Source organism: Rhizorhapis sp. SPR117, from assembly GCF_021742065.1.
Genome location: NZ_JAKKIE010000047.1, coordinates 13,050 through 28,669, shown reverse-complemented (window position 1 = coordinate 28,669; position 15,620 = coordinate 13,050). Strand labels below are relative to the sequence as shown.

General features: G+C 57.3%; 16 protein-coding genes. 2 read left to right on the top strand and 14 right to left on the bottom strand.

Annotation, left to right across the window (positions count from 1 at the left end):
* Positions 1–44 precede the first annotated feature (44 nt).
* The 14 genes from L3X40_RS16190 to L3X40_RS16125 all read right to left on the bottom strand — a co-directional run bounded on the left by L3X40_RS16190 (position 45) and on the right by L3X40_RS16125 (position 13,720).
* Positions 45–599 (bottom strand): hypothetical protein, encoded by a 555-nt coding sequence (locus tag L3X40_RS16190; protein ID WP_237366514.1) that lies wholly within the window; start codon positions 597–599, stop codon positions 45–47.
* Entirely contained in the window at positions 596–1,843 is a 1,248-nt protein-coding gene (locus L3X40_RS16185) for a tetratricopeptide repeat protein (RefSeq protein WP_237366513.1), read from the bottom strand. Before L3X40_RS16185 ends, L3X40_RS16190 begins: the two co-directional genes overlap by 4 nt.
* A gap of 16 nt (positions 1,844–1,859) precedes the next feature.
* A complete protein-coding gene (locus L3X40_RS16180; protein WP_237366512.1) occupies positions 1,860–2,831 on the bottom strand; it encodes a type II secretion system F family protein in 972 nt (323 codons plus the stop codon).
* A 3-nt stretch (positions 2,832–2,834) separates the two neighbouring features.
* Positions 2,835–3,839: a type II secretion system F family protein gene (locus L3X40_RS16175; RefSeq protein WP_237366511.1), complete on the bottom strand. Its 1,005-nt coding sequence runs from the start codon at positions 3,837–3,839 to the stop codon at positions 2,835–2,837.
* A complete protein-coding gene (locus L3X40_RS16170) occupies positions 3,836–5,215 on the bottom strand; it encodes a CpaF family protein (protein WP_237366510.1) in 1,380 nt (459 codons plus the stop codon). Before L3X40_RS16170 ends, L3X40_RS16175 begins: the two co-directional genes overlap by 4 nt.
* A 3-nt stretch (positions 5,216–5,218) precedes the next feature.
* Positions 5,219–6,412: an AAA family ATPase gene (locus tag L3X40_RS16165; RefSeq protein ID WP_237366509.1), complete on the bottom strand. Its 1,194-nt coding sequence runs from the start codon at positions 6,410–6,412 to the stop codon at positions 5,219–5,221.
* A 26-nt stretch (positions 6,413–6,438) separates the two neighbouring features.
* Positions 6,439–7,062 carry a TadE/TadG family type IV pilus assembly protein gene (locus L3X40_RS16160; protein ID WP_237366508.1) on the bottom strand — a complete coding sequence of 208 codons (624 nt, stop codon included), beginning with the start codon at positions 7,060–7,062 and terminating at the stop codon, positions 6,439–6,441.
* The gene (locus tag L3X40_RS16155; protein WP_237366507.1) at positions 7,059–7,559 is read right to left on the bottom strand and encodes a TadE/TadG family type IV pilus assembly protein; all 501 of its coding nucleotides are present in this window, start codon (positions 7,557–7,559) and stop codon (positions 7,059–7,061) included. Before L3X40_RS16155 ends, L3X40_RS16160 begins: the two co-directional genes overlap by 4 nt.
* A gap of 5 nt (positions 7,560–7,564) precedes the next feature.
* Entirely contained in the window at positions 7,565–9,100 is a 1,536-nt protein-coding gene (locus L3X40_RS16150) for a pilus assembly protein TadG-related protein (protein ID WP_237366506.1), read from the bottom strand.
* A gap of 10 nt (positions 9,101–9,110) precedes the next feature.
* Positions 9,111–9,389: a hypothetical protein gene (locus tag L3X40_RS16145; RefSeq protein WP_237366505.1), complete on the bottom strand. Its 279-nt coding sequence runs from the start codon at positions 9,387–9,389 to the stop codon at positions 9,111–9,113.
* 118 nt (positions 9,390–9,507) lie between these two features.
* A complete protein-coding gene (locus tag L3X40_RS16140) occupies positions 9,508–11,025 on the bottom strand; it encodes a type II and III secretion system protein family protein (protein ID WP_237366504.1) in 1,518 nt (505 codons plus the stop codon).
* A complete protein-coding gene (gene cpaB / locus L3X40_RS16135) occupies positions 11,012–11,920 on the bottom strand; it encodes a Flp pilus assembly protein CpaB (protein WP_237366503.1) in 909 nt (302 codons plus the stop codon). Before cpaB ends, L3X40_RS16140 begins: the two co-directional genes overlap by 14 nt.
* A gap of 98 nt (positions 11,921–12,018) precedes the next feature.
* Entirely contained in the window at positions 12,019–12,207 is a 189-nt protein-coding gene (locus tag L3X40_RS16130) for a Flp family type IVb pilin (protein WP_237366502.1), read from the bottom strand.
* 454 nt (positions 12,208–12,661) lie between these two features.
* Complete coding sequence (locus L3X40_RS16125; protein ID WP_237366501.1) at positions 12,662–13,720, bottom strand: phosphatase PAP2 family protein; 1,059 nt, start codon at positions 13,718–13,720, stop codon at positions 12,662–12,664.
* A gap of 63 nt (positions 13,721–13,783) precedes the next feature.
* On the opposite strand from L3X40_RS16125, the gene L3X40_RS16120 reads away from it, so the two are divergent.
* Both L3X40_RS16120 and L3X40_RS16115 read left to right on the top strand, forming a co-directional pair.
* Positions 13,784–15,094, top strand: a complete 1,311-nt coding sequence (locus L3X40_RS16120) for an O-antigen ligase family protein (RefSeq protein WP_237366500.1) — start codon at positions 13,784–13,786, stop codon at positions 15,092–15,094.
* Positions 15,095–15,133: 39 nt separating this feature from the next.
* Entirely contained in the window at positions 15,134–15,595 is a 462-nt protein-coding gene (locus L3X40_RS16115) for a hypothetical protein (protein ID WP_237366499.1), read from the top strand.
* The last annotated feature ends 25 nt before the right edge of the window (positions 15,596–15,620 follow it).

Here is a 15,620-nt window from a genome sequence, read left to right as displayed (position 1 = left end):
CCGGTACACTTTTACTCCGAAATGAACGGACCCCAAAAGACCCGTCAGTGGTACATTTTTACTCCGCCGTTTATAAGCAACGAGAAACCATAATTGTTCATGATGCCCGCCTTGTTGTCGGATAGGCTGAACGCCCTTTCATAAGCGCTCTCGCTTTCCTTCCAGTCTCCCGTCAGGTCGCGCGCCACGCCCAGGGCATTCCAGGCATCCCAGCGGTCGGGGCACGTCTGTGTTGCGCTATCAAGAAACGCCACGGCCTCGCGCGCGCGCTGATGCTTCACAAGCGCAGCGCCCAGTCCTGCATCGACGCGGCAGTCGGCAACACCGCGTGTTTTCAGATCGCCAAAGGCTACCAGCGCCTGCGCATCGCGCCGCTCCGCGAGCGCCAGTTGCGCGCTCAAGATCTCGAACTCCGTAGAGGGTTGATTGCCTTCAGACAGCCGCTGATTGGCAAGCATGGCGCGGGCCTGAACCAGCCTTCCGCCGTCGATAGCCTGATCGATCAAGGCATAATCGGCGACCGGCGCCTTATCCTGGGCCATCGCCGGATATGCCAACGCAATGACCAGCGCGGCGGCGCACGTCCGCCATCGCATCATGCGGTTCCGCCCTCATCGCGCCAATCACGCCACAGGCTGCTGAACGATGGATCAAAGGATGGCGGAGCATCGGCCATCTGAACGTTGCATCCTGTTCCCGCCGCACTGGCGAAAACCACATTGCGCTGGCGGGGCAAATTGGATGACGCCGGATACAGCAACGGCAAATCGATAGCCAAGCCACTGCTCCCCAGGCGCATGGGCGCGAAATCGCCCGTGAAAACCAACAGGGTCGCATCTCCCGACGGGGCAGTATCATATTCCGTCATCAACCCCGCGTGAATGGACACATCACATGCAGAGGCAAACTCTGTCGTTTTCTCGGTGGCCGGATCTTGCGCGGCCTGAGGCACAGGCTGCACAGCCATGGCAAGAAGCGCCTCCGGGTCCATTGCCGCCGCCGCAAGCATAATGCCGCCTTCCGGTCGAACAGGCTGAACGGAATCCAACGTGGCAAGCGGCACATCAACGGCTGCCTCAGCATGCCGCACTCCGGCTTCTTCGGGTGCCGAAATTGGCTCCGCAGGAGGAATCTCGACAGTTATCGAATGTCCAATCGGGCTGCTGCTTGCCAATTCCACCACGGCCGGACGCGCCGGAACCGCGGGAATCGGAACCGTGATCGAATGGCCCGCCATCCGGGGCTTTTCATGACGCGCAGCACCATCCTTTTCGGTGGACAGCAACATTTCGCCCATCGACAATCGTTCCAGGCGCGGCCCGATCATGTCCGCCGCCGCGTCGGTGACGGTGGCAATCCCGCCCTTGGCAAGATCGGCCAACGCATGCAAAGGTCGGGCCGATGGGGCAGGCGTTGCGAGTGCCAGCCCCTTTTCGGCTGCCGTCATCTGCGCCAGCACCATTTTCGCTTCATCCCGCCGCCCTTGGCTCTCCAGCGAGCGTGCAAGATTGCGGTAATATTTGCCTTCCCTTGGCGCCCGCGCCAACGCCAGTTCATAGTAACGACGGCTCAGGTCATGGCGGCCCAACTGATCATAACTGACCGCCAGCCCATTATACGCTGCTGCGTTGGCCGGATCATATCGGACGGCTTTGCGATAGGCATCGATGGCAAGGGCATATTCCCCGCGCGAAAGCAGCAATTCGGCTTTCGCCAGCGCTTCATTCCCCGACATTGCCTGCTCTTTGCCAATCGGCTTGATCTGCAATTCGGCATGTTGCGAGGAACAGCCGACCAGCGCCACCATCAGGGACGCTCCCATCAGTCCAGCTTTCATGCTCATTCCCCCCTCGTTTCTTCTAATTCGCCATGGCCGGCAACAAGACACGGATGACGCGGATCACCGCAGGCAGCATCAACACCCCGATCATCACCGGCAACATGCACGTCACAAGCGGAATGGAGAGCAGCACCGGCAGGCGGTGCGCCTTTTCCTCCGCACGCAAACGACGCTTTTCCCGCATTTCAGCGGCATAGACGCGCAACGTCTGGCCCACGCTCGATCCCAGTTTTTCCGACTGGATCAGCAGGGTCGCAAAGGCCCGGATCTCATCGACCTGAATACGGTCCGCCATACGGCGCAGGGCCTCCTCCCGCGAACGCCCCGCGCGCAGTTCAAGCACGACCGTGCCAAGCATGTCGGCCACCAACGGGTGCGACAACGACATTTCCCGCCCCACCCGGTCGAATGCGGCCTCCAGGCCTAGACCCGCTTCGACGCAAACCAGCATCAGGTCCAGCGCATCGGGAAAACCGTTGACGACTTCTTCCTGCCGCCGCGCCGTTTTCGCCGAAATGAACAGATTGGGTGCGTAAAGGCCAAAGCAGGCAAGCGCTGCGCCGAAGATATAAAGCTTCATCACGCTGGGCGGTTCAGAGCTGAGCATGCTGAAGGTCAGAAATATGCCTGGCAAAAGCAATGTCATGACCAGCCGGATCAATGTGAAAAAGCGCGGAGCCTCTTTCGAAGTATAGCCCGCCGCGAGCATTTTGACGCGCAGGCTTTCCTGATTGGTATCGACCAGCGATATGCCGCGCTTTTCGATCTGGTCGATCAGCTTTACCCAGGCACTGTTGCTTTTCTGCGTCCGCAACGATCCGCCCTGAAGCAGCGCCGGCTCGCCTGCATGAGCGATCGTGTCCAGCCGACGGCGAACAGCGACGCGATTGGCGACCAAACCGTTGATCACAACCACAGCCATCACCACCACCAGGAAGACGATGATGAGGAAGGCCAGACGGGGTATGCCTGTCAGTGGAATATCGAACATGGCCTACACCTTCAAATCTATCATGCGGCGAATGGTGATGAAACCAATCACATAGAGCCCCACCAAACCGGTAAACCCGATGATGAAAACGGGATCGGCCGCGACGTCCAGATAGAATTTCGGGTTCAAAAGGAACAAGCCGGTAAACGCCAGTACGGGTAGCGCGGTCAGGATCACGGCGGTCATCCGGCCCTCGGAACTCAAGGCGCGCACCTTCATGAACAGACTGGCCCGTTCACGGATCACACCGGAAAGATTTTCCAGGATTTCCGCCAGATTGCCTCCCGTTTCGCTTTGCACCGACAGGCAGACGACGAACATGTGCATGTCTTCCAGTCCCCAGCGGTCGGCCATGCGCTGCAATGCATCGCGCAATTCCGCACCATAGGTGACTTCATCCACGACAATGCCGAATTCCGTGCCGATCGGGTCCTGCATTTCGACAGTCAACAGGTCCAGCGCGGCGGCGATCGGGTGCCCCGCGCGCAGGCCGCGCACAAAAACGTCCAGCGCCACCGGGAACTGCTCCTGAATTTTCTTGCGCCGACGCTGACCCAGCCGCGCCAATATCATCATCGGCAAGGCAATGCCGATGCTGAAAGCAAAGGCGCCGACCATCAGGATCAGACCCAGATTGACACTGTAACCCGAAAGCGCCGCCAGCAGGATCGTCAGAAAGAAAACGAACAACGTCCCCGCAATCATGCCGATCAACACCACACGCGCCGGAATGCCGATACCCGTGGCGTGCAACATGCGCTCGATCTTTATACCGAACTGTCCAATAACGCCCATCGAAAGGAACAGATCATCGCCCGTGTCCCGGCGGAGCCTGGATAATATGGCCCCCCGTTCGTAGCCGCTGGCGATCATCTGCAACCGCTTGTTGATTGCACGGCCTACGCCCTGCCTGTTGCCGATCCAGCTCACCAGCCCTTCGACCGCCAACATGGTGGCGGCAAAAACCAGAACGAGCAGCAGGAAACGGATATAATCCGGGTTCATCATTCGATCCTTGCGTCGGGCCGGAACAGTTCAACAGGCAGGGAAATACCCCGATCCGCCAGTTCGCTCATGAATTTGGGCCTGATGCCCGTCGCTTCGAAATGGCCGAGCACCATTCCGTCCTCTGATCTGCCCGTCATGCGGAAGCGGAATATTTCCTGCATGGTGATGACCTCACCTTCCATGCCGGTGATTTCCGACAGGCTCAGCAATTTGCGGCGGCCATCGGCCAGCCGCCCCACCTGCACCACGACATTGAGCGCCGAAGCGATCTGGCCGCGGGCTGAACGAGGAGAGATTTCGATGCCGCTCATGCCGATCATCTGTTCGATGCGCGACAGAGCATCGCGTGGCGTATTGGCGTGTACCGTCGTCATCGATCCGTCATGGCCGGTGTTCATCGCCTGCAACATGTCGAACGCTTCACCGGCGCGCACTTCGCCGACGATGATGCGATCGGGGCGCATACGCAATGCGTTCTTCACCAGATCGCGCTGCGTCACTTCGCCCTTGCCCTCGATATTGGCCGGGCGGGTTTCAAGACGGGCAACGTGGCGCTGCTGTAATTGCAGTTCTGCCGAATCCTCGATGGTCACGATGCGCTCGCCATCGTCGACATAGGCCGACATGGCATTGAGCAGCGTCGTCTTGCCTGAACCCGTACCGCCGGAAATCAGGATGTTGCGCCGCGCCGCAACCACGGCTTCCAGCACTTGCGCCATTTGCGCGGGCACGCTGTGCAATTCGGTCAGGCGCGCCATGCTGATCGGCACCTTGGCGAATTTGCGGATGGACAGCAGTGCGCCATCGACGGCCAGCGGCGGAATGATCGCGTTGATGCGCGACCCGTCGGCGAGGCGCGCGTCGACATAGGGCGAGGATTCATCGATGCGACGTCCCACCGCCCCTACGATCTTTTGAATGATGCGCAGCAAATGCCGTTCATCCTTGAACCGCGTCGGGGTTTCCACCAACCGGCCGCCGCGTTCGACAAAGACCTGATCATGCGTGTTCACCAGAATATCGGTGATGCTGTGATCTTTCAGCAAGGGTTCGAGCGGACCAAGACCCAACAGCTCATCCAGCACATCGGACACCAGCCGCTTGCGCTCCTCATGGTTGAGCGCATGTTTTTGCAGCGCAAGCTGCTCATGGACGATCTCGCCCACCTCGGTTTCGACCTGCGGACGCGACATGGTGTCAAGCGCGGACAGGTTGATAAGGTCCAGCAATCGTTTGTGCAGTTCGACCTTCAAATTGGTGTTGCGTTCCTCGGCTGCCTCATCGATGCCGTTGGCCGCCCTGCCGTCGAGCGTGCTGACGCGATCGGCATCCGATGCGAATTTTCTTAACGGGCCGCTTTTGTTGATCTGCCACATGGATCAGTCTCCGCCCTTCAATAATGCCTTGCAGCCATCGACGATGACGCCAAAATCCTTCGAAACCTTGCTCTTGTGTTTCAGATCGTCGATCAGCACGCCCTGATCGAGCGCCGCGTTGACCAGCGGGAAATCGTTGGCGATGGTAAAGGCGATGGGATGGCCAATCGCTTCCTGCGCCTCATCCAGCCCGATAGAACGGAACAGCTTCTTTTCCACGCGGTTGGCAACGATCTGGATATGGCTGCCGGCAATGCCCTGACTGCTCAACAGCGCAAGTTGCCGCCGGGCCTGACGCAGGCTGGGGATGGTCATTTCGACCACCAGCAATACGACCTGCGACCGCGCGACCAGCGACAGCGACCAGTTGGTCCAGTTGCCCGGCAAGTCCAGCCAAACCGTATCGAATTCCCGCGTGGCCAGATCGATAATCCGATAGATTTGTTCGGAATTGACGGCCTCGATCGGAAAAATCTCGTCCGGAGCGGCTACCAGGTGCAGGCCGCTGGGCGTTACCATCGTGACCGACCGCAACAGTTCGGCATCCACTCGGTTTCCCGCTTCCAGCAGGTCGGAAAGCGACAAGGGCGATGCCATGCCAAGGAACGTCGTCGCATTGCCAAATTGCAGGTCCATATCGAACAGGCACACCTGCTCGCCGCTTTCCCGCCCCAGCCGCGCCTCCATGCTCGCCACCTGCGTTGCCAGTGTCGTTGCGCCAACACCGCCGACGCTCTTGATGACGGAAACCAGCTTGCCCGACTTCACCTGCAATTCGGCGGCCTGGGCAATGTTTTCCTTCGTTTCGGTCAGCACCGCCGTCAGGTCGTCCGCCACCAGCGGCAAAGCGATGACATCGTCGATCCCGCTGCGCAACAGCGCACGGACCAGCGGAATTTCCGCATCGCGTATCGCGGCGATCAACGGCAAGTCGGGATAGTCCGCCCGCAACGTCGCCAGCCGCTTCATCGAGGTCTCAAGCCCCGGCTCCACCTCCACCACGGCGGCCTTCGCCTTGGCCAACAGTTGCGTGGGCACCGGCGTTCCGGTCGAAAGCATCGTCAGCGCCACCGAAAACCCCGCCACATCGCCAACAATCATGTCCGCCGCCGCGATCTCGGCCTCTGACAGGATCAGATGCACGCAATTCTCACCCACATTCAGGATCCAGTCCCCGGCCGGTCCATCAGCTTTCATGACAATTCCCACGGCGTAGCATTCCTTCAGTTTGAAACATTGCCTTGCCCGTCTTCAAGCGTCAGTGCGGCGCTGAAACTGGGCAAGGTGATCGATGAGTTGAACAGGATAAGGGTGATTGGTTGAAACGTCATATTCCGTATGCGTACGGTAACCAGTGGCGAAACATCCGACCCATTGGGATCGCCCGCGTAGCCTAAACCTGAGTAGCCATATTCAACGGTAACTTTGCTTGCCGAAAGTTCCGGCAGAAAAAGACGCATCCGGTTCACGATATTGTTGAAGGCGGTATTATCCGCCGTTCCAAGCGATGGGCAGGTGGCCCCGGTATTGCACGCACATGTCGCGGTTCCCGAAGGCGATTGGCATGTGGCACCGCCAAAAGCAGTTTCCGGGATTGGATCACCCTGAGGAATGCCTCCGCTGGTGGTAAAGCTGTAGCTGGCAAGACCAGCCGGCACCATGTCGGTCGCAACGGCATAACGCACACCCATCTGCGTCGCCTTCTCCGCACGATTCCAGGTCCACATCAGGCGACCAATGTCCAGTATGCCAAGCAAAAATATCAGCAACAATGGCAGCACAAGCGCAAATTCGGCGGCTGTCCCGGCCCTGTCGTCACGGCCCAGAGGGAAGATACGCGCCTTCATATCCCCATGACCGCTGACTGGGACTCAGCATTCAGCGAGAGTGAACTGCTGCTAAAGCCAAGACTGTTGAACAGGGAGTTATAGGGAACGGTCGCGGACACCGTCACAACCGGTATGTTTGTCATCCCTTTATAAATGCCGGAATAGCTGCCGATTGCGGTACAGGTGAGTGCTACCGTCACGGTCGCATTATTCGTCCACCCCGCCAGACGTGCTGAACCTCCGGCAACCTTTCCGGTGCGAGTTACATTCTGAATATTGGCTACAGCCCCGGACGAGATGGTACTCGGACAGGTAAAATTGGAAAATCCCTGCCGCGAGGCATAACGTGCACCGTCGCGAACCGACTTCACCACCACATGCTCGCTTAAAAAATAATTGCCCAATTCAAACGCGCCAAACATCAGGATGATCAGCAATGGCGTCACCAAAGCCATCTCGGCAGCGGAACTCGCTTTCGAACAAGATATAATCGAGGTGAGATAAGGAGCACGCATAAAGCTCACTCGATCAAATACGGCACATCGCGCCGTACCACTTGCCCTGCGGTATTGCCCGCCGTGCCGCTGCTGGTTTCACCGATCAGTTCTGCATAGACGTCGGTCGCCTCGGTAACGACCGTACTTCCGCGCCGACGCTGATAGGATGGCTCAACAAGGAACAAATCCACCCATTTGAGAACCGGAACGTTCGATTCCTGACCATTGAGACCAAGCGCCTCGCAATTGAGTACCGCTGCCGAAATCCTGCGCCGATCGACATTTGTGCCGCCGGGCGTGATGCCAGTTCCGCGACATACAGGATAGCTATAGCCATCCTTTGAGCCAATCACCTGATGCTTATCGCTGGTTGCTGTATGCGCCAACTCCCATTCATAAACCTGATATCGTGTCGCATTGGCAGGAAGACTCGTATTCGTCTGCCAGGTGGAAGCACTTGTCCATCCGTAATTGACCCGAAAATAGGCATCCCGGTCCCATTGCCCATTACCAATGCGGCCGCCGCCCGATGTACACCCTGCAGCAATACTATCCGACAGACTGTTACTGATCGCGTGGCACAGATCACGCGGGTGTCCCATGATGTCAGGGTAGCCAGAAGTCAGGGGCGCAGCTGTCGTGGGACGATAGGGATTGGGCGACTCTTGCCATCCCTGATTGCCGGAAGTGCCACAATTATTACCCTTGACCAAATCCTTGCGGACGTTGCGAGAGGGTGAACAGGTACCGCCTGAAGGACAGGTGGATGACCCGTTGGTATCCAGATCAAAACGCGTGTTAAGCGCGTCCATCACCGAAGCATTAAGACCCGGCTTCGTCGTTACACCGTCAGTCGGCAGGCATTCTCCCGGTGGCGTGTTATACCCCAGTGCACGCGACAGATTGGCCGCACCGCTGCCAAAACCTGTTTCCAGGAAACCGAAATTTCCCGGTGCGGTAGCATTGCCTGTAATCAACTTCAGGCCCGCCCCACTCAACGCATTCGCATCGAAATCATAATCCGGATTGGTGTTATTGGTAGGCTCGCTGGGATTGCAGATCATGACCGGCGGCACCTTGCATATTGCCGAACCAACACCTGCATAGGCACTTGCAGCAATATTGCCTGACGAAAAGGCTGCGACCACTGGCGTCAGGGCATAAAATGCCTGACGCGCACCCACTGTCACCAGCACAAAATTAGCGTCGGCGTCAGTCGTTGCCACCGTAGTCTTGGGCTTATCAACATAGAAGATGATCGTAGGGACTGTGATGGCAGTCGTCCCACCATCATTGGACATACGCGTCAGATTGGCGATCAGTGATTGCGCCGCACTAGTGGCGTGCGCACGGGCGTCCGTCTGCCCATCCAACTGCGTCGCCGCTGCCAAAGCCGCCTGATCTGCCGCATTCTGCAACTCGCTGTCCATCGACGCCAGCCGTGCATAGTCGAACGCGATGCCGCCGACACCGATCAGCGCGAAAAGCGACAGGCCGACCGTCGGCGCGACTGCGGCCCGTTGGGCCTTCAGTAACTTGCCAAACAATCCGCCGGACATGTCATGTCTCCTAATTCGATCCGCCGCCGGAACCGCTGCCACCACTGATCCCGCTGGTCGTGCGGATGCCCTTGGGCGCTTTCACCTTGTCGGTGCGATAGCGTTCCACGGCCGCCACGGCCTTGTCCCCTGATGAACCTTCCATCGGTTCACCCGAATATTGCGGATCGGGGTCGATTACCTGCAATGCGTAATTGTGCTTGACCGCCGCGCCCAGCGTCGGATCATTGGGTGTGCAGGCGGAAAGGGACAGGCCGAGGATGGCCGCGCCTATCCCCACCTTCGTCATTCCCGCGCAGGCGGGAATCCATCTCCCGCCATTGTATCCAGCGGAGCGCTCAGGAGATGGATTCCCGCTTTCGCGGGAATGACGGAATGATTTTAGCATGTTGCCCATCATCATCTCCTTAAAGCTCATAGCCATTGGGGCCGGTAAAGCCGGTCGCAGGCTCACCCTCTGCCGGGGCTGTCGGCGCGGCGGCAGGCGCTGCCCTGGGCGCTTTCGACGCTTCGGGCGGCATGGCGTTGGGGTCGAGCGGGTTGATGCCCACCGCCTTGTCCGTCCGCCCCATCAGGAACAGGTCCAGCTCATGCGGCGGCAGCACACGGTCGGTCGGCAGGGCGATCTGGTCCGCCTTCACCGGCTGCACCAGACGCGGCGTCACGATGATGACAAGTTCCGTTTCGCTTTTCTGAAAACCGGAAGAACGGAACAGCGACCCGATGATCGGGATCGAACCCAATATCGGGAATTGCCGCACCGTATCCTGAAAATCCTTGCGCAATAGCCCGGCAATGGCGAACGATTGCCCATCGCGCAGTTCCAGCGTCGTACTGGCCCGGCGCGTCTGCAATCCCGGAATGACAAGGCCGTTGATGGTCACCGATGCCGAAGGATCGATCGAGCTGACCTCTGGCTCGACCACAAGGTTGATGACCCCATCCTCCAGCACCGTCGGCGTGAACCCCAGACTCACGCCGAAGGGTTTGAACTCTATGGTGATGTTGTTGCCGCCATCTGTGCCGCCACCGCTGCTGCTCTGCGACACCGGAATGGGGAATTCCCCGCCCGCGAGGAAAGACGCGGTTTCGCCCGATAGCGCGATCAATGTCGGTTCGGCCAGCGTGGTGACAACGCCCTTGCGTTCCAGTGCGTCCAGCGCTGTGAACAGGTTGATGTCACCAATATTCAGGCTGCCCGATACAATGCCGAAACTGTTCAACAGGCCGCTGATATCGATTGTCGGCGATCCATTCTTGTTGGTCAACAAGGCGGTTGTGGGTGCGCCAGTACCCGTTCCGCCCTGAAAAGTCCCGCCATTGGAGATAAAAGCGTTGCTGACCCCGATCTGCTTGGCCGCGCTGCGGCTCATTTCGGAAAAGCGCACTTCCAGCATCACTTGCTGCGATGCGCCCAGCGACATCATGTTGACCACCTTGTCACCCGCATAGGTGTGGGCGACCTGCACCGCGCGGTCGATGACGGGTGCAGCCGACACGACGCCGGTCAGCACGACCGCGTCATTGGACACGCGCGCGCCGATTTTCTCCCTGGGCATCAATTCGGACAGTTGCCGCCGCAAACCCACGACATCCGGCCCCACCGCCACGTCGACAACGGCGATCAAATTGCCCTTGCCGTCATACAGCGTCAGGCTGGTCGTGCCCATTTTCTTGCCCAGCACATAAAGCGAGCGGTTGGACATGGGCAGGACGTCAGCGATCTCGTCATTGCCGACCAGTGCCTTGGTAAAGGCGCGGTCGACATTCAGGATCTGGCTCTTGTTCAGCGGCACGTCCAGTTGCCCGCCATGCATGGCGTTATCGGCGGAAACGGCGGCGACATGGACCTGAGCCGACAGGGGCGTTGCAACCCCGGCGAGAAGCAGCGCCATCATCGGCGCGATGGCTTTAGAAACCCGCATGGCGCTTTACCTCATAGCTTGAACCTGTGAGACCGCGGACGATCTCCACTTTGGCAGTTTTGGGGACCGAAGGCGCACGCCGTCGGGCGGGACGCCAGCGCGGCGTGACCGAGCCCGCGGTATATCCGGCGGAGGCATAGCCTGCACGCGGTCCTGAATAGGCCCCGACATAAGCGCCATCGCGCAAGTCATCGGTCGCGACCGTGGCGACGACGGGATTATCCTGATCGGCGACATTGCGCAGCACCAGCGACAGGCTGCCGATCTGTTGCGCCAGCGCCAGTTTTTGCGCATCCACCTGGCTGACTTCCAGCGTCGCGGTCTTGCCGACCTTCGGGTTGCTCGTATTGTCGTTGGCGTCCAGGTCGATCGCGATCACGCGGACATTCTGCAACAGCACGTCGGTGATCTGGCCGCTGTTCTCACCCTCAGTGCGCGTGATCAGCACATCGACACTGTCGCCGGGCAGGACAAAGCCACCCACGGCGGACACGTCACTGACGCGAACGGCGGTTGCGCGCATTTCAGGGCGCAGGACGGCGGAGATGCTGGCGCGTCCACCCTCGCCCGATAATCTGGATTTCAAAATCGGTTCGTTGACCGCCACAGGGCGCAACGCCACGCGGGCCTTGCCCAGGCTGGTCAACTGGTTTGCGTTGTTGAACGTCCCTTCGGGGATCGAACTGCGCGGCCAGTCGACGAAGCGGATTTTATCCGCCGTAACCGGCATGCCATATTCCAGGGGCACACGCGCGACGGCGACTTTGACCATCCCTTCCTGAACCACCGCCTGTTTCTTTTCAACGCCGGTCAGATAGCTGTTGGCGATGAATACCGCGGCAAGACCCAGCAATATTGCAAGGCCCAGGATGATGAGTGAACGTGTCTGCGTCATGGCCGTGGTTCCCCCCAATGGCCCAAGTCTTCATTCGTAAATTTGAAGCCCTGCCGGAGTTCGGGGCCCCGGCAGGGGCTTCAGAGTAGATTTAGCAGCTACCAGCAGCTACCAGCAGTCGGTCCATTTTCAATGCAGGATGTAGCGCTGCTCATCGCACCACTGATGGCGCCACCAAGGGCAAAAGCAGCCGCAGCGATGCCCGTGCCGACAATGGCCAGGATCAGTGCATATTCGGCAGCCGAAGCGCCAGATTCATCATTCCAAAGATTCTTAAGAACAGTCATGGTAATTCCCCTATGCTCACCGGACAGCATGCCCGGCCTCTTGCCGTCATTCTTCGGGATGGGGCCTGGACCTTCTGCGACCCTGTTGTTGCTGTTCTGCAACTATCAGGAAAAGGCTATGCCCAAAGAATTGACGCAACGTAACTCGCAAAGGGCGTGCCAAGTCAATGGCACATTTTTAACGCTTTATTTACAATGGTTTATGTTTAAATTTTGTTAACCATATCAGAAAACTCGTAAATTTTCCCGACAGATTAATCCGAATCAAATCAAATATAACTTTCGGTATATGGCGATATATACATGTATTTTCCTTATCGTTTTATACCCGTAACGACAGAAATTTTCAAATACAGCCACCTATATAGGAAACAAGATTTTCATATTACTTCACGGATGTCATTAATATTACGGTAACGCACAAAATATGTTCAAGTCATCATGGACATATATCCTATGCCGGTTTCACTTCTCCCAATGACTTTGGACGCCGCAATTCATCGCTGACAGCCACCATTTTGCCGCAGAACCACCAGATAATCAGGGTGCCGACTGCCGATACATAACCGTCAATTGCGTAATGATAGCCAAGCAGCACCGATCCGGTCTGAATGACCAGCAAAAAGGCTGTAAGGGCCAGTCCCGCCGATTTCGACACTTGCCAGCCCAATATGGCGAACAAGGTTGCAATGCTGACATGCATGGACGGCATGGCGGAAATGCCCCGACCCAGCCCGGTGCTATTCTGTTGCTGCCACGCAATAAGTTCATTCTGCACATCAAGCGCCAGCAAGGGATAATGACGGTCGATTTCGACAAGACGATCCATGAGCGGCTGGAAGTGGGCGCTCCCGTAAAAATAATCCACAAAACATGGCCCAACGGAGGCAAAAGCCAAGGCCGAGACAGTACCCAGTATCAGCCAGCTCAGAAAATATGACAGAAGGAATTGAGCCCGCAAACGACCCCCTTCGTGCCAAAGGATGATGAGCGGAACGCCAAGGCAGACCAGCAAGAGCCACGATTGATAAGCCATGGAGATGAGAAAGGTAGCAAATGGGGATTGCAAGATGGGATACAGCAATTTCCATGCATCGCCGCCGTGGATCATTGAATCCCACCTCGTGAAAGCGGGGTCCCATGTAAATGCATTCATATATGGAATGGAGGCCTTTATGCCTGAAAAAGCGGGCATGAAAACAGCTGTAGCCAACAACAGTGGTGCGGCCCGAAGTAAGCGTTCAGGCAAATCATGTTCACGGGCCATGCTCCGTAAAAACGCTATTGGCATATCCGGACGATGCGCAGCGAGCACCCACAAAATATAGAATCCACCGGCGAATATAAGAGAGATAAGCATCAAGTTGGCATTGGCGAGAACGGACCCAAAGCTAAGTTGACTGACGCCCAGATGCCATCGAACTATGCTGGTAATGACAACAAAAATTGTGATGAGGGCGATAGGCGCGGTATCATATGGAAATTTTCGAACCACCCCATTACCCCCCTGCATGTCTTTGGTCCCGTCAATATTGGATTATCAAAATTAAATTATCTATAAGCAAACAAGGGGGACATGATCATGCAGGCGCAATTGTTACGTAAGGAGCGGGATACCGCCGGACAAAACGGTCTCGGTCTGTTTCTCCTGTTGCTGATAGCTGCGGCGCCCGTTTTGATGGCTATCCTGCCATGGGATTTTGGTCCGGATTTGCCGCCGGCGCGGACCTTTCTTCTGGCCTACTCAATTCCGATCCTTGTGGTAGAGTTGGCAGTCATCTTGTTTGCCTTTCGCAATCAATTCAGCCCCTTTTCAGCCATTGCCGCACTCCCGATATGGGCTAAAGTCGGTCTGATAGTTCTATTACTCATTGCGGCTGCAACAACTTTTCTGGTGGCACATATAGTCGTCCAATCATTCCTGAGTGGGCTTACTTGGATGATCCACCTTCTTTTCGCTTTTAGCGTTGTATATTTGGCAAAAAGGAAAATTCTAACTGTCAACGCACAGACATGGTTTGTCTTGTCATTGGGAGTGGCGGCCTATGCGGCAATGCTGGCCATTTTCATCTGGTTTACGCCCAATCGAGATTTATATCGTTGGGAAGGAATGTTGCCGGGATTACCTTTCGTTCGACATATTGGTCCATATGCCTTGACTGGATTTCTGGCTGCCTTTGCTTTGGCTGGTATCTCCCTTCATCGTTCAAGATATTGGTTGGGCGTCCTTCTGGGGTCCATCGGAATTGGACTCGGTATCTGGTCAGGTACGCGTGGAGCGCTATTCGCTATCATTGTAGCGATGTTGCTGGCTTTCATTGCTTTCCCATCGCTACGGAATCGTCAAATACTCAGATGGCTCATTTTGACGTGTTTGGGCGGCACGTCTCTCTCGCTAGCTTATATTCCACCAGCTAGCTCTTTCGGCTTGTTTCGCGTCATTACTGCCTCGCAGCAAACGGACCCCGGACGACTGAGTTCTGGTAGAACTGCACTATGGGCAGCAACCGCGCAAAAGGTAGCTGAAAGGCCCTGGTTTGGCTATGGAGAGCGGCAGTTCAATTATGTTGTCCTGCATCAACAACAGGGCCTGATCCAACCCCACAACGTCCTCCTGCAAATCGCCCTGCAATGGGGTCTTGTGGGCGCGGCCTGTTTCTTTTCGATGGTAGCCATGTTGTGCGCCGCCTTTTACCGCAAGGCGATACGGATTGGGGAAGAGGCGATTCCGGCATTTTTGATCGTCACCGCGATTCTGGTCTATTCCCTGTATGACGCTGCCCTGTTCTACCCTTACCCCATCATGATGGCCGTCTTCTGCATCGCCGCCATATTGGGCCGCCCCGACGAAGATGCATCTCCGCTTCCTGCAAATCATCGGGATTGAGGGTTTCATGACAGGGCGGAATAGATGTACAGGCCCGTCATGCGATATTTTCTGGACACTGAATATAACGGCTTTGGCGGACAATTGCTCAGTATTGCGCTGGCTCCCGAACATGGCGATCAGGAATTTTATGCGACATTCCCGTTGCCTGACGACCTGCATCCCTGGGTGGTCAGGCATGTCGTGCCCTACCTGCAAACCGTACCGCCGAGCATGCATCAGCAAATGTCGTTCCTTGACGCGGGCGCGGAATTGGCGCGCTATCTGGCCCATGATGCGCAGCCGGTCATCGTGGCGGATTGGCCCGATGACATCGCCTATTTCTGTTCCCTGCTGACGCCCAGCCCTGGTGAGATCGTTCCTGTCGGCTCCATCGCGTTCCTGATGATGCGCACGCCGGGTTTCAGCACCGCCGCGAACAGCAGCGTGCCGCACAACGCCCTGCACGACGCCCGCGCCCTACGCGACTTTGCGCTGGAGGAAGATACGTTTGCGAAATAGCTAACGGGCGGACTCCTTATCACCC

Excerpts from the sequence above, each read along its gene's own strand:
- L3X40_RS16140 (WP_237366504.1), bottom strand. The coding sequence starts at position 11,025 with ATGCGGGTTTCTAAAGCCATCGCGCCGATGATGGCGCTGCTTCTCGCC.
- L3X40_RS16155 (WP_237366507.1), bottom strand. The coding sequence starts at position 7,559 with ATGCGTGCTCCTTATCTCACCTCGATTATATCTTGTTCGAAAGCGAGT.
- cpaB (WP_237366503.1), bottom strand. The coding sequence starts at position 11,920 with ATGACGCAGACACGTTCACTCATCATCCTGGGCCTTGCAATATTGCTG.
- L3X40_RS16170 (WP_237366510.1), bottom strand. The coding sequence starts at position 5,215 with ATGTGGCAGATCAACAAAAGCGGCCCGTTAAGAAAATTCGCATCGGAT.
- L3X40_RS16165 (WP_237366509.1), bottom strand. The coding sequence starts at position 6,412 with ATGAAAGCTGATGGACCGGCCGGGGACTGGATCCTGAATGTGGGTGAG.
- L3X40_RS16130 (WP_237366502.1), bottom strand. The coding sequence starts at position 12,207 with ATGACTGTTCTTAAGAATCTTTGGAATGATGAATCTGGCGCTTCGGCT.
- L3X40_RS16115 (WP_237366499.1), top strand. The coding sequence starts at position 15,134 with ATGCGATATTTTCTGGACACTGAATATAACGGCTTTGGCGGACAATTG.
- L3X40_RS16175 (WP_237366511.1), bottom strand. The coding sequence starts at position 3,839 with ATGATGAACCCGGATTATATCCGTTTCCTGCTGCTCGTTCTGGTTTTT.
- L3X40_RS16125 (WP_237366501.1), bottom strand. The coding sequence starts at position 13,720 with ATGCAGGGGGGTAATGGGGTGGTTCGAAAATTTCCATATGATACCGCG.
- L3X40_RS16145 (WP_237366505.1), bottom strand. The coding sequence starts at position 9,389 with ATGACGAAGGTGGGGATAGGCGCGGCCATCCTCGGCCTGTCCCTTTCC.
- L3X40_RS16185 (WP_237366513.1), bottom strand. The coding sequence starts at position 1,843 with ATGAGCATGAAAGCTGGACTGATGGGAGCGTCCCTGATGGTGGCGCTG.
- L3X40_RS16150 (WP_237366506.1), bottom strand. The coding sequence starts at position 9,100 with ATGTCCGGCGGATTGTTTGGCAAGTTACTGAAGGCCCAACGGGCCGCA.
- L3X40_RS16160 (WP_237366508.1), bottom strand. The coding sequence starts at position 7,062 with ATGAAGGCGCGTATCTTCCCTCTGGGCCGTGACGACAGGGCCGGGACA.
- L3X40_RS16120 (WP_237366500.1), top strand. The coding sequence starts at position 13,784 with ATGATCATGCAGGCGCAATTGTTACGTAAGGAGCGGGATACCGCCGGA.
- L3X40_RS16180 (WP_237366512.1), bottom strand. The coding sequence starts at position 2,831 with ATGTTCGATATTCCACTGACAGGCATACCCCGTCTGGCCTTCCTCATC.
- L3X40_RS16190 (WP_237366514.1), bottom strand. The coding sequence starts at position 599 with ATGATGCGATGGCGGACGTGCGCCGCCGCGCTGGTCATTGCGTTGGCA.